The sequence below is a fragment of the Paracoccus xiamenensis genome, from assembly GCF_011308835.1.
GTDB lineage: Bacteria > Pseudomonadota > Alphaproteobacteria > Rhodobacterales > Rhodobacteraceae > Paracoccus > Paracoccus xiamenensis.
In genome coordinates this window covers 954,953-968,205 of sequence record NZ_JAAOHY010000001.1, presented here as the reverse complement: position 1 = coordinate 968,205, position 13,253 = coordinate 954,953, and the positions used below count along the sequence as shown (strand labels likewise).

The window sequence follows — 13,253 nt, the reverse complement described above, 5'->3', positions numbered from 1 at the left end:
AAATGAAAAGGACGCAAAGATGAAATCGCTGATCGCCGCCCTGCTGCTGACCGCCACGCCCGCGCTTGCCCTTGATCTGGGGGCAATGTCCGACAGCGAGAAAGAACAGTTCGGCGCCGCCGTCCGCGCCTATCTGATGGAGAATCCGCAGGTCCTGATCGAAGCCATGACAGAGCTGGAACAGCGCCGCGTGGCTGACGAGGCGAAAAACGACAGCGCCATGATCGCCCAGCTTCAGGAGCAGATCTATAATGACGGTCACAGCTGGGTCGGCGGCAATCCCGAAGGCGACGTGACCGTGGTCGAATTCATCGACTACCGCTGCGGCGTTTGCCGGCAGGTCTTCCCGCATGTCGAGGAAACTGTCGCAAATGACGGGAACGTAAGAATTATCTTCAAGGATCTTCCGATCCTCGGGCAGGAAAGCGACCTTGCCGCGCGCTTTGCCATCGCGGTCAAGCAGAACGAGGGCGATGCGGCCTACAAGAAGGTGCACGACCATTTCTTTACCATGCGCGGCAATGTGACCGTCGAAGGGCTGAAGGCCACCGCCGAGGAGATGGGCTTTGATGCCGACAAGGTTATCACGGCGATGAGCTCGGATGCGGTGACCGATGTGCTGCGCAAGAACGCGCAACTGGCCGACGCGCTGCAGATCGCCGGCACGCCAAGCTTCATCATCGGTGACACGCTGATGCGTGGCATGCCGCAATCGGGCATCGTGCCGGTGATCGAACAGGCGCGCGAAAAGGCGAAGTCTGACAGCTAAACCTATATAGATGCGGGATAAAGCGGCCATGCGGTTCCCCGTTGGCCGCCTTCCTGACCGTCCCAGCCCGCTTCGCTAGCAACACGTCCGCGACGGCATCGCTGCGCCGGAATCCCTGATCCCGCGGGCAGACCGTTTGTCTTCGGAGTTGAAAGATCTTGGGGCGCGTGGGAACGCCCCGAAAATTATTCTGCCGCTTCGGCCTTTGCGGCTTCGATCTTCGCGGCGCGTTCCTCGACCAGTTCGACGATATGGTCGATCATCTGGTCGTTGGTCATCTTGTGGTCCTGCCGTCCGGCCAGATAGACCATGCCCGACCCAGCCCCGCCGCCGGTAAAGCCGATATCGGTCATCAATGCCTCGCCCGGCCCGTTGACCACGCAGCCAATGATCGACAGCGACATCGGCGTCTTCACATGTTCCAGCCGCTGTTCCAGCGCCTCGACAGTCTTGATGACGTCAAAGCCTTGCCGCGCGCAGGACGGGCAGGAGATGATCTGCACGCCGCGCGTGCGCAGGCCCAGCGATTTCAGGACCTCAAAGCCGACCTTGACTTCCTCGACCGGATCGGCGGACAGGCTGACGCGAATGGTATCGCCAATCCCGGCCCAAAGCAGGTTGCCGAGGCCGATTGCCGATTTTACCGTGCCGCCACGCAGGCCCCCGGCCTCGGTGATGCCCAGATGGATCGGTGCGTCGGTCGCATCGGCCAGCTGTTGATAGGCCGCAGCGGCCAGAAACACGTCCGAGGCCTTCACGCTGATCTTGAATTCATGAAAATCGTGATCCTGCAGGATCTTGATATGGTCCAGCCCGCTTTCGACCATCGCATCCGGGCAGGGCTCGCCATATTTTTCCAGCAGGTGCTTTTCCAGACTGCCCGCATTGACGCCAATGCGGATCGAGGCGCCATTCTCGCGCGCAGCCCGCACCACCTCGGCCACGCGCTTGGCATCGCCGATATTGCCCGGATTGATGCGCAGGCAGGCCGCGCCGGCATCGGCGGCCTCCAACGCGCGCTTATAGTGGAAATGGATATCGGCCACGATCGGCACCGGGCTTTCGCGGACGATCTCGCGCAGCGCCCGGGTCGAAGATTCGTCAGGGGTCGAGATGCGCACGATATCGGCCCCCGCCTCGGCCGCGCGGATGACCTGGTCCAGCGTCGCGCGCACATCCGACGAATCGGTGTTGGTCATCGTCTGCACGCTGATCGGGGCGTCGCCGCCCACGGGGACATTGCCGACCATGATCTTGCGCGACTTGCGCCGTTCGATGTCGCGCCAGGGACGGATCGGGTTGTGGGTCATCTGAAACCTCTTTTCCTGCGCCCCAGATAGTCCCTTGCCGGGGTGCCGGCAAGCGCGGGCGCGCATCCGTGCGGATCAGCGCCGGTCGGCACGGTCGGGCAGGATGACCGTAAAACTGGAGCCCTGCCCCTTTTCCGATTCGATCTTCAGCCTGCCGCGATGGCGGCTGATGATATGCTTGACGATGGCCAGACCCAGCCCCGTCCCCCCCTTCTGGCGCGAACGGTGGCTGTCCACGCGGTAAAACCGCTCGGTCAGACGCGGCAGGTGCATGGGGTCGATCCCGTCGCCGCGATCCGCGACCTCGACGGCGGTTGCGGGACCGCGCAGCACGGGGTCATGGGAAACAGCCGTCAGGCGCAACCTCACCTCGCCCCCGGAGCCGCCGTATTTCACCGCATTTTCCACGAGATTGTGAAACACCTGGGTCAGCTGGTCGGGGTCGCCATGGACGTAAACGGGACTGGAGGCACCCTCGACCCGGATCTGCACACCGGCCGCCGCGGCCTGCGGCTGCAATGTCGCGGCGACAGCGCGGATCAGCATGGCCAGGTCGATCGGTTCGGCGGGACGGCGGCGTTCCTCGGATTCCACTCGGCTCAGCGACAGCAGGTCCTGAACCAGACGATTCATTCGCGCCGCCTCGGATTCCATGATGCTCAGGAAACGCTCGCGCGCGGCGGGATCGTCGCGGGCGGGACCGCGCAGGGTCTCGATAAAGCCCATCAGCGCGGTCAGCGGGGTGCGCAGTTCGTGGCTGACATTGGCGACGAAATCGCGGCGCTGCTGCTCGGCCTCCTCGATGCCGGAACTGTCTTCGATCACGATCAGCGCGCCCGCGCGAGCGGGCAGGCCGGAAACCGTGACTTCGGCGGGAATGTCGCGCCCTCGTGCAGAAATCTGCACCCGCATCCGATGCCCGCCCGAGGCCACGGCCTTCAGCGTCGGATCAACCACCGGCGGGACCACATGGGCCGGATCCAGCACCGCGTCCACCGCCTGCACCACGACCGGCTGGCGCAGGACATGGACGAAAGGCCGGTCTGTCAGCGCTTCGCCCAGCAGCGCCTTGGCGGCACTGTTGGCGGCAGTCACCCGCGCCTCTGCGTCGACGGCCAACACCGCGACGGGCAAGGCCGCGATCAGATCCCGGACCAGCCCGGCGTCCATCGCGATCAGTCCAGCCGTTTCAGCCCGGCGCGGAAACGCGCGCCATTGGCTTGATAACGAGCGGCCGAGTCCAGAAGGCCCTGATATTGCGCTTCGTCGATCTCGCGCACGACCCGGCCGGGTGCGCCCATGACCAGAACGCGGTCGGGGATCTCCTTGCCTTCCGACACCAGTGCCGAGGCGCCGATCAGGCTGCCCTCACCAATTCGGGCACCGTTCAGCACCGTCGCCCCCATGCCGATCAGGCTACCTTCGCCGATAATGCAGCCGTGCAGCATCGCGCGATGACCGACGGTCACATTGGCACCGATGTGCAGCGGAAAGCCCGGATCAGTATGCAGGCAGCACAGATCCTGAACGTTGGAGCCGCGCCCGACACGGATTTCTTCGTTATCCCCGCGCAGCACGGCACCCCACCAGATGCTGGCACCCGGCTCGACCACCACCCGGCCAATGATCTGTGCATCGGGCGCAATCCAGGCATCCTCGGCGATTTCCGGGGCGACCCCGTCCAGTTCCCAGATCATGCGCGCTCTCCCTCCATCAGCGTCTTGACGAACCCGCCCAGACCTTTTTGCCTCTCGCGCCGCAGCCGTTCGGCCGAGAGGATCGCGGTCAGCCGGTCAAATGTGGCGTCCAGATCGTCATTCACCAGTACATAGTCATATTCGGCCCAATGGGAAATCTCGTCGCGGCTCTTGTCCATGCGGCCCCGGATGATCTCGGCCGTGTCCTGACCGCGACTGACCAGCCGGCGCTCCAGCTCCTCCAACGAGGGCGGCAGGATGAAGATGCTGACCACATGCGGGCCGAGAGCCGAGGCGCGGATCTGCTGGCCGCCCTGCCAGTCGACATCGAACAGCGTATCGCGACCAGCCAGCATCGCGGCCTCGACTGGTCGGCGCGGCGAGCCATAGAGGTTGCCGAACACCTCCGCATGTTCCAGCATGTCGCCGGCTTCGACCATGGCGGCGAAATCCGGGCGGGCAATGAAATGGTAGTGCTGGCCATCAACCTCGGCGGGCCGTGCTGCGCGAGTGGTGGCGGAAACCGAGAAGGACAGCGTTGGATCCCACTCGATCAGGCGCCGCGCGAGTGTCGATTTGCCTGCCCCGGAAGGTGAAGACAGAATGATGAGTAGCCCGGTCCGGTCCATGCCGCCCCCTTATTGTTTGGCCGCATTTGCGCGGGACGGGCAGCAAGAATCAAGTCTCAGGTCTTAACCATCTGGAAAGAAATTCCGGGATGAGGGGGTGCGAATGGGCTATGGTGGATTTTCCGCGACATGGTGTGCCGGTGCTTGACGCCGGAATGCGGCAACCGGAATGATATGTGATGAGTGACGATTTTGACGACAGTTTCCCCGGCGACATTCGGACCCGGTCAGACAACAGGTCTGATCCGGCGGGTGGTGATGTCGTGGAGTTTCAGGCCACGGGCGGTCCCGATCCGGCGCGAATCCTGGCGGATCTGCGTGCCTACTGGGAAAGCTTGCGCAAGGGGCGTGCGGTTCCCGACCGCGCCGAGGTCGAACCGAAGGGCATCCGGCGGGCGCTGGATTACGCCTTTATTCTGGAACGCATTGCGCCGGGAGCGGCGCGGTTTCGTCTGGCCGGACGCCATCTTGTCGACGTGATGGGGATGGAGGTCCGCGGCATGCCCGTCTGCTCGCTGCTCAATCCGGGCAGCCGTGGGCGGCTGTCGGACGTTCTGGAAACGGTCTTCAAAGGCCCGCAGATCGCCGAGGTGGCGCTGCAGTCCGAGGCCGGTTATGGCAGGCCGCTGCTGGCGGGGCGGATGTTGTTCCTGCCGCTGAAATCCGATCTTGGTGACGTCACCCGCGCGCTTGGCTGTCTGGTCACGCAAGGTCAGATCGGGCGCGGCCCGCGCCGCTTTGACCTGACCCGTGACGCGGTGTTCCCGGTGATCGAGGGCGCGCAGCCGCTGTCGCCCAACCCGGGCGGCTTTGCCGATGATCCGGCACTGTGGCGTCCGCCGGTATTGGCGCGCCCTGTCCTGAACCCCGTCCGCAGCGATGAAACCCCCGAAGAACGCCGCGCCCGGTTTTGCATCGTGACCAAGAGAACCGGCGACTGATCGCCCATCCGCCGCCCGATCTGCGCAAGAATATTACCAGCCATGCCGTCTGCGCATGGCTGCATTCCGCTGCTGGCGATTACCGCGAAACTTCGTTAAGACAGGCGCATTAGCTGCCTATGGCATAGCCACACGGAAGGACTGATCATGCCCGCCTATCGTTCCCGCACCTCGACCCATGGCCGCAATATGGCTGGCGCGCGCGGTCTATGGCGCGCGACGGGCATGAAAGATGGCGATTTTGGCAAGCCGATCATTGCCATCGTGAACAGCTTTACCCAATTCGTGCCCGGTCACGTCCACCTGAAGGATCTGGGCCAGCTTGTCGCGCGCGAGGTCGAAAAGGCCGGAGGCGTCGCCAAGGAATTCAACACCATCGCCGTCGACGACGGCATCGCCATGGGCCATGACGGGATGCTGTACTCGCTACCCTCGCGCGAGGTGATCTCTGACAGCGTCGAATACATGGTCAACGCGCATTGCGCCGATGCGATGGTCTGCATCTCGAACTGCGACAAGATCACGCCCGGCATGCTGAACGCGGCGATGCGGCTGAATATCCCGGCGATCTTCGTCTCGGGCGGCCCGATGGAGGCCGGAAAGGTCGTGCTGCAAGACGGCAAGCTGCATGCGCTGGATCTGGTCGATGCCATGGTCGCCGCCGCCGATGACAGCGTCAGCGACGAGGACGTGGCAACCATCGAACGTTCGGCCTGCCCGACCTGCGGGTCGTGCTCGGGCATGTTCACCGCGAACTCGATGAACTGCCTGACCGAGGCGCTTGGCCTCTCGCTGCCCGGCAACGGTTCCACCCTTGCCACCCATGCCGACCGCCAGCGCCTGTTCGAGGAAGCCGGTCAGCGCATCGTCGGCCTGGCAAAGCGTTATTACGAGCAGGAGGATACCAGCGTCCTGCCCCGCAACGTCGCAAACAAGAAAGCGTTTGAAAACGCCATGTCGCTGGATATTGCCATGGGCGGCTCCACCAACACGGTGCTGCATATCCTTGCCGCCGCTTACGAAGGCGGCATCGATTTCGATATGGACGATATCGACGCGCTTTCGCGCAAGGTGCCCTGCCTATCCAAGGTCGCGCCGGCCAAGCAGGACGTGCATATGGAAGACGTCCACCGCGCCGGTGGGATCATGGCGATCCTCGGCCAGCTTGATCGCGGCGGACTGATCCATCGCGACAGCCCCACGGTTCATACCGCGACCCTGGGTGAGGCGATCGACCAATGGGACATCTCGCGCAGCGAAGATCCGGCGGTCCACAAGTTCTATTCCGCGGCCCCCGGCGGGGTGCCGACCCAGACCGCGTTTTCACAGTCGCAGCGGTGGGAGACGCTTGATCTCGACCGCGAAAGCGGCGTGATCCGGTCGGTCAACTCGCCCTTCTCGGCGGATGGCGGGCTGGCGGTGCTGAAGGGCAATATCGCGCTGGATGGCTGCATCGTGAAAACGGCGGGCGTCGACGAATCCATCCTGAAATTCGCCGGCCCCGCTGTCGTTTATGAAAGCCAGGACGCAGCCGTCAGCGGCATCCTGACCGGCAAGGTCAAGGCAGGCGACGTGGTCGTTATCCGCTATGAAGGCCCGAAGGGCGGTCCGGGGATGCAGGAAATGCTGTACCCGACCAGCTATCTGAAATCCAAGGGCCTCGGCAAAGCCTGCGCGCTTGTGACCGATGGCCGCTTCTCGGGCGGGACCTCGGGGCTGTCCATCGGCCACGCCTCGCCCGAAGCGGCGCAGGGCGGCCTGATCGGTCTGGTCCGTGACGGCGACCGGATCGAGATCGACATCCCGAACCGCACCATCCATCTGGCCGTCGATGAGGCCGAGCTGGAGGCTCGCCGCGTCCACCAGAACGAGATCGGCTGGCACCCGGCAGAAAAGCGCAAACGCAACGTGACCACGGCGCTGCGGGCGTATGCCACTTTCGCTGCCAGCGCCGACAAGGGCGCGGTGCGGGTGCTGCCGGACTAAGTTCCGCTGCCATCTCCCGTCGCGTTCGATAGTGAGTCTCGCCGACCAGAGGTCGGCGGGGTTACTTTTCTAGCTTGCGAGAAATGGCAGCCTTGAGCCCTAAGCGGACCATCGCTGTCAGCGCAACGCGAAGCTACCCGGAACGCGAACCCCAAGAACTTCGATCATCGGAACGATGAGGGCTTCCTCCCCACTCTCGGGTAACCCTGGGCCAGCGAACAAGAGAACGCGAGCCTCTCCAGGCTGAAGGTCGCCGGGTATGTTTGCCGTTTTGAATAAATTCGGCCCCTGGAAGCCGGCTTGAACCAACGGTGTCTCCCGACCTTTTTCCAAGTAGCGCACGCCATATCTTATCGACTCGATGGCTTCGGAAGATTTGTTGAAGATAGAACAATACAACAGTTTGAACCGCCCATCTCCCATCTCACCCGCCAGGAAAGAGCAGTCCGTAATCTCGACATCCTGCTTCAGGGAAGGGGGTGGATGGTAGGCAAGGACGCACTTGTCAGGATCATAGGCATTGCCGGGAATGGGGGGCAGACAAGCAGCCGCGGACAGGGGCGCCACGTCCGCAAACGCTGGCAAAGAGGGTGCGGCCAGGCAGATGAAAATCAATGCAGCGCGCAACTCTTGCTCCAAATACCAGCCGTGAAAGCGGCGTCAGCTTCTGTGCCTAGCCCCTCAGTATCGCTCCTTCAATGGCTGGTTTGTCCCACAAAGCGGCCACTCTACCTAAAATGCAAAAAAAAACCTCGCGAACCGCCCCTCAAACCACCATGTCATCCCGATGCACAAGTGCTGCGCGGCCGGCATAGCCCAGGATCTCCGCGATCTCTTCGCTGCGATGACCGGAAATCCTGCGCGCCTCGTCCGAGGTATAGCGCGTCAGCCCCCGAGCCAGCGTCTCGCCTGAAGGGCCAAGCACGGCCACCGGCTCTCCGCGACCGAAATCGCCTGATACCCGCGTCACCCCGGCAGGCAACAGCGATTTTCCAGCCTGCAAGGCACGGGCGGCACCGGCGTCGATCACGAATTCGCCCTTGGGCTTCATCGCCGCGATCCAGCGCTTGCGGGCGAGCTGAGGGTCGCCGTCGGGCAGGAACCATGTCACGCGCGCGCCCTGCGCCACCGCTGAAATCGGGCGCAGCACGGACCCCTCGGCAATTGCCATCGCGCAGCCGCCCGACACCGCCGTGCGGGCCGCCATCAGCTTGGTCTTCATCCCGCCCTTCGACAGGCCAGATACCGGATCGCCGCCCATCGCCTCGACCTCGGGGGTGATGCGCTCGACAACGGGCAGATGCCGCGCCGAAGGGTCAGTCTTGGGGTTCGCGGTATAAAGCCCGTCCACGTCGGACAGCAGCAGAAGCTGATCGGCCCCCGCCGTCACTGCAATCTGCGCGGCAAGTCGGTCATTGTCGCCATAGCGCATCTCGTCGGTGGCGACGGTGTCGTTCTCGTTCACGATGGGCACGACGCCGTAACCCAGCAGCGCCTGCATGGTCGCGCGGCTGTTCAGATAGCGGCGGCGGTCCATCGTGTCTTCCAGCGTCACCAGCACCTGCGCGGTGCGGACGCCATGGGGGGCAAGCGCTTCTTCGTAAGCGCGGGCAAGCCGGATCTGGCCGACAGCGGCCGAAGCCTGCGCCTGTTCCAGCGACAACGCGCCCGGCGGCAGGTCCAGCACCCGGCGACCAAGCGCGATCGCACCCGAGGATACCAGCACCACATCGGCCCCTTGCGCCCGCCAGTCGGCCACGTCGTCGCACAGCGCGCGAAGCCAGTCGCCGCGCAAGCCGTCAGGCCCGACCAGCAGGGCCGAGCCGATCTTGACGACAAGTCTGCGGGCCGATGCGATATTGGGGCTTAAGGTTGCCACTTCGTCGGTTCCTCTTCCGCCGCCATGCGGGTGGGCGCAATATCGGACCACAGCGCGCGCAGCACCTCGGGGACGCCCTGTTTCGTCACGCCTGACATGGTCAGAACCTTGGCTCCTAGCGCGTCTTCCAGCGCGGCGCGGCGTTCTTCCAGTTCTTCCGGGTCCACGGCGTCGGTCTTGTTCAGCGCGGTCACGCGGGGCTTTTCCATCAGCACCGGTGAATAGGCGGCGAGTTCGGCCAGCACCGTTTGCGCGTCGGTAACCACATCTTCCGAAGTCGCGTCGATCAGGTGCAGCAGCGTCGCGCAGCGCTCGATATGGCCGAGGAAGCGGTCACCGATCCCCCTGCCCTCGGATGCGCCTTCGATAAGGCCCGGAATATCGGCCATGACGAATTCGCGCCCGTCGATGCCGACCACGCCCAGGTTCGGATGCAGCGTGGTAAAGGGATAATCCGCGATCTTCGGCCGCGCGTTGGAGGTCGCGGCGAGGAAGGTCGACTTGCCGGCGTTGGGCAGCCCGACCAGACCGGCATCGGCGATCAGCTTCAGACGCAGCCAGATCGTGCGCTCCACCCCTTCCAGACCGGGGTTGGCGTTGCGCGGCGCGCGGTTAGTCGAGGTCTTGAAGTGCAGGTTCCCAAAGCCGCCATTGCCGCCCTTGGCAAGCACCACGCGCTGCCCGACCTCGGTCAGGTCCGCGATCACGGTTTCCTCGTCCTCGTCCAGGATCTCGGTTCCCACTGGCACCTTCAACACGATGTCATCGCCGGAGGCGCCGGTGCGTTGCCGACCCATCCCGTGCTGGCCGTTCTGGGCATAGAAATGCTGCTGATACCGGAAGTCGATCAGCGTGTTCAGCCCTTCGATCGCCTCGACGATCACGTCGCCACCGCGCCCGCCGTCGCCGCCATCGGGGCCGCCGTATTCGATGAACTTCTCGCGCCGGAAGCTGACGGCGCCCGCGCCGCCCGAGCCGGACCGGATATAGACCTTGGCGAGATCGAGGAATTTCATCGCGTTTCTCCTTTGGCATTCGCGATACGCGGTCCACCGACAAGCTGCAAGGGAGCCATGACACTTGCTTTTTGTTAAGAAGCACGCAATCTGCGCGAGGTTTTGCCCATGCAGACAAGAGGGTATCATGTCTCAAAAATTTGTGGCCGAAGTTTTCGGCACGTTCATTCTGGTCTTTTTCGGCTGCGGCGCGGCCGTTCTGATGGGGTCGGAGATTGGCTTTCATGGCATCGCGTTAGCTTTCGGCCTGTCGATCGTAGCGGCGGCATACGGCTTGGGCACCATGTCTGGCGCCCATCTGAATCCGGCAGTTTCGTTGGGTTTCGTGCTGTCAGGTCGGATGTCGACCGGCGATTTCGTCAGCTATGTGATCGCTCAGCTGATCGGCGCCACGCTTGGCGCGCTGGTGATCATGCTGATCGCGCAAGGCCAGCCGGACTACACTGTGGCCGTGAATGGCCTTGGCCAGAACGGCTACGGTGCCGGCTATAACGGCGGTTATAACCTGGCCGCCGCGCTGATCTTCGAATTCGTGGCCACTCTGGTCTTCGTCACCGTCATTCTGGGTGCCACGCAGTCAGATTCCCCGGCGGGCTTTGCGGGTCTGGCGATCGGTCTGACCTTGGTTGCCATCCATCTGGTTGGCATCAACGTCACCGGCGTATCGGTGAACCCTGCGCGCAGCTTCGGCCCGGCGGTCTTTGTCGGCGGCAAGGCGCTGGCGGATCTTTGGGTCTTCATCGTGGCGCCTCTGGCGGGCGGTGCGCTGGCGGGCATTCTGCACGGCATGGGCATCACCCGGTCGAACAACGCCAAGCCCACCGGCAATTGAGCCGGTCGCCAATCATCTCGAAGGGGCCATCTCGGATGGCCCTTTTTTATTTGCGCGCCTGTCCTTAAATCTTCTTTCATGAGCGCACCCCAGTTCGACAATAGCTATACCGCCCTGCCCGCCCGCTTCTTCGCGCGTACGGCCCCCGCCGGCAGCCCCGATCCGCAGTTGCTGGCGCTGAACCGACCATTGGCAGAACGCCTCGGGCTTGATCCAGACTGGCTTTCAGGCGCCGGGGGCGTCGCGATGCTATCTGGCAACGCCCTGCCTGAAGGTGCTGCATCCATCGCGCAGGCCTATGCGGGGCATCAGTTCGGCAATCTCGTTCCGCAGCTTGGCGATGGCCGGGCGCTGATGATTGGCGAGATCGTGGCCCCGGACGGCAAGCGGTTCGATCTGCAACTGAAAGGCAGCGGCCCGACGCCGTTCTCGCGGCAGGGCGACGGTCTGGCATGGTTGGGGCCGGTGCTGCGCGAGTATCTCGACAGCGAATTCATGGCGGCGATGGGTGTGCCCACCACGCGCGCGCTGGCGGCGGTGGCGACCGGCGGTCTGGTACAGCGTGAAACGGTGTTGCCCGGCGGCATCCTGACACGCGTCGCCGCCAGCCATATCCGTGTCGGCACCTTCGAATATTTTGCGCTGCGCGGCGATAACGAGGCGCTGCGCGCCCTGACGGATCACGTCATCACCCGCCACTACCCGGATGCGCAATCCCCGCTGCAACTGCTGGAAAAGGTTGTCGCCGCACAGGCTCGTCTGATCGCGCAATGGATGGCGCTTGGCTTCATCCACGGGGTGATGAATACCGACAACATGGCGATTTCGGGCGAGACGATCGACTATGGCCCGGCGGCCTTCATGGACGCCTATCATCCCGATATGGTTTTCTCCTCGATTGACCGGCGGGGGCGATATGCGTGGTCGCAGCAGCCGCAGGTGGCCGTGTGGAACCTGGCGCAATTCGCCTCTTGCCTGATCCCGCTGATGGGGCAGGATGAGGAAAAAGCCGTCGAGGAGGCGACCCGCGCCGTGCACAGTTTCCCGCATATCTATCAGGCCGAATGGCAGGGCCGTTTCGCGGCCAAGATCGGGCTTTCCCCCTCTCCCCAGGCGTTCGATCTGGTGAGCCGGCTGCTGGACCTGATGGCCGCAGGTCAGGCCGATTTCACCCGCAGCTTTGCCGGGTTGGCCGATGGTCGGGCGCGTGACGAGTTTCTTGATCGCGCTGCCTTTGATGCGTGGGAGGCCGACTGGCAGGCCGCCGATCCCGATGCCGGGCTGATGGCGGCCGCGAACCCGGTCCGCATCCCCCGCAACCACCGGATCGAGGAAGCAATTCAGGCCGCGGTCGCCGGTGATCTCGCGCCTTTCCAACGGCTGGAGGCCGCGCTGACCCACCCGTTCGAGGCGCGCCCCGAATGGGACGACCTGTCGCGCGCGCCTTTGGCTGATGAGCGTGTCCTGCGGACCTTCTGCGGCACATGAAGCTTCGCATCGCCAGCTATAACCTGCACAAGGGGCGCGGCATGACCGGCCCCCATGCGCCAGAGCGCAATCTGCAAGTCATCGCCGAACTGCGCCCCGATATCATCACCCTGCAAGAGGTCGATTTCCGCTTTGGCGCCCGGCCAGAAGCGCTGCCCCGTGCGCTGATCGCCGAAATGACCGGGCTGGTTCCGATCCAGATGCGCACGACCGGCGAGACTTCGCTGGGGTGGCACGGTCAGTCTGTGCTGATGCGGGCGGATCTGGCCGAACAGGCCGTCACCCGCCGCCTGCCCCTGCCGGGGATCGAGCCGCGCGGCGCATTGGCGGTGCGGGTGCATGACCTGACCCTGATCGGCGTGCATTTGGGCCTTGCGCGGTCGTCGCGCCGGGCGCAACTGGCGCGGCTGGTGGCCAAGGCTTCAAGGCTGGCCGGCGGCTCGGTCATGTTGATGGGCGATTTCAACGAATGGCGCGATGATCGCGGTCTGGAATCGCTGGAAACGCTGCGGGTGATCGCGCCCGGACCCAGCTATCCGGCACCGATGCCGCGGCTTCGGCTGGACCGGATCGCGGTGTCCCATTGCGTCGAGGTTCTGGCAACCGGCGTCGGCGACACACCGCTGGCGCGACAGGCATCGGATCATCTGCCGATCTGGGCAGAAATCAGGCTACCGCGCGACTAGCCGAACTCTGCCGACGCCGC

13 protein-coding genes are annotated in these 13,253 nt (G+C 64.1%); 6 read left to right on the top strand and 7 right to left on the bottom strand.

The window, feature by feature from the left end; all coding sequences use genetic code 11:
* The first annotated feature begins 19 nt into the window (after positions 1-19).
* Positions 20-769 (top strand): DsbA family protein, encoded by a 750-nt coding sequence (locus G7044_RS04745; protein ID WP_166326504.1) that lies wholly within the window; start codon positions 20-22, stop codon positions 767-769.
* 185 nt (positions 770-954) lie between these two features.
* On the opposite strand, the gene ispG is transcribed toward G7044_RS04745, so the two are convergent.
* The 4 genes from ispG to gmk all read right to left on the bottom strand — a co-directional run bounded on the left by ispG (position 955) and on the right by gmk (position 4,405).
* On the bottom strand, positions 955-2,079 hold the full coding sequence (gene ispG, locus G7044_RS04740; protein WP_166326502.1) for a flavodoxin-dependent (E)-4-hydroxy-3-methylbut-2-enyl-diphosphate synthase: 1,125 nt from the start codon (positions 2,077-2,079) through the stop codon (positions 955-957).
* A 75-nt stretch (positions 2,080-2,154) separates the two neighbouring features.
* On the bottom strand, positions 2,155-3,249 hold the full coding sequence (locus G7044_RS04735) for an ATP-binding protein (protein ID WP_166326500.1): 1,095 nt from the start codon (positions 3,247-3,249) through the stop codon (positions 2,155-2,157).
* A 5-nt stretch (positions 3,250-3,254) separates the two neighbouring features.
* The gene (locus G7044_RS04730) at positions 3,255-3,776 is read right to left on the bottom strand and encodes a gamma carbonic anhydrase family protein (RefSeq protein WP_166326498.1); all 522 of its coding nucleotides are present in this window, start codon (positions 3,774-3,776) and stop codon (positions 3,255-3,257) included.
* A complete protein-coding gene (gene gmk, locus G7044_RS04725; RefSeq protein ID WP_166326496.1) occupies positions 3,773-4,405 on the bottom strand; it encodes a guanylate kinase in 633 nt (210 codons plus the stop codon). Before gmk ends, G7044_RS04730 begins: the two co-directional genes overlap by 4 nt.
* A 179-nt stretch (positions 4,406-4,584) precedes the next feature.
* On the opposite strand from gmk, the gene G7044_RS04720 reads away from it, so the two are divergent.
* The gene (locus tag G7044_RS04720) at positions 4,585-5,346 is read left to right on the top strand and encodes a PAS domain-containing protein (protein ID WP_166326494.1); all 762 of its coding nucleotides are present in this window, start codon (positions 4,585-4,587) and stop codon (positions 5,344-5,346) included.
* 147 nt (positions 5,347-5,493) lie between these two features.
* A complete protein-coding gene (ilvD, locus tag G7044_RS04715) occupies positions 5,494-7,332 on the top strand; it encodes a dihydroxy-acid dehydratase (RefSeq protein ID WP_166326492.1) in 1,839 nt (612 codons plus the stop codon).
* Between the two features lie 117 nt (positions 7,333-7,449).
* Here the strand turns inward: ilvD and G7044_RS04710 are convergent, their stop codons facing one another.
* The 3 genes from G7044_RS04710 to obgE all read right to left on the bottom strand — a co-directional run bounded on the left by G7044_RS04710 (position 7,450) and on the right by obgE (position 10,227).
* Positions 7,450-7,959 (bottom strand): hypothetical protein, encoded by a 510-nt coding sequence (locus G7044_RS04710; protein ID WP_166326490.1) that lies wholly within the window; start codon positions 7,957-7,959, stop codon positions 7,450-7,452.
* Between the two features lie 139 nt (positions 7,960-8,098).
* Positions 8,099-9,211, bottom strand: a complete 1,113-nt coding sequence (gene proB / locus G7044_RS04705; RefSeq protein WP_166326488.1) for a glutamate 5-kinase — start codon at positions 9,209-9,211, stop codon at positions 8,099-8,101.
* The gene (gene obgE / locus G7044_RS04700; RefSeq protein WP_166326486.1) at positions 9,199-10,227 is read right to left on the bottom strand and encodes a GTPase ObgE; all 1,029 of its coding nucleotides are present in this window, start codon (positions 10,225-10,227) and stop codon (positions 9,199-9,201) included. Before obgE ends, proB begins: the two co-directional genes overlap by 13 nt.
* A 127-nt stretch (positions 10,228-10,354) precedes the next feature.
* Here obgE and G7044_RS04695 point away from each other — a divergent pair, with 127 nt between their 5' ends.
* From G7044_RS04695 to G7044_RS04685, 3 genes are all read left to right on the top strand, one after another.
* Positions 10,355-11,059 carry an MIP family channel protein gene (locus G7044_RS04695; protein ID WP_166326484.1) on the top strand — a complete coding sequence of 235 codons (705 nt, stop codon included), beginning with the start codon at positions 10,355-10,357 and terminating at the stop codon, positions 11,057-11,059.
* Between the two features lie 78 nt (positions 11,060-11,137).
* Positions 11,138-12,547, top strand: coding sequence for a protein adenylyltransferase SelO (locus G7044_RS04690; protein WP_166326482.1), 1,410 nt, complete (start codon positions 11,138-11,140; stop codon positions 12,545-12,547).
* Positions 12,544-13,233 carry an endonuclease/exonuclease/phosphatase family protein gene (locus G7044_RS04685; RefSeq protein ID WP_166326480.1) on the top strand — a complete coding sequence of 230 codons (690 nt, stop codon included), beginning with the start codon at positions 12,544-12,546 and terminating at the stop codon, positions 13,231-13,233. Before G7044_RS04690 ends, G7044_RS04685 begins: the two co-directional genes overlap by 4 nt.
* The last annotated feature ends 20 nt before the right edge of the window (positions 13,234-13,253 follow it).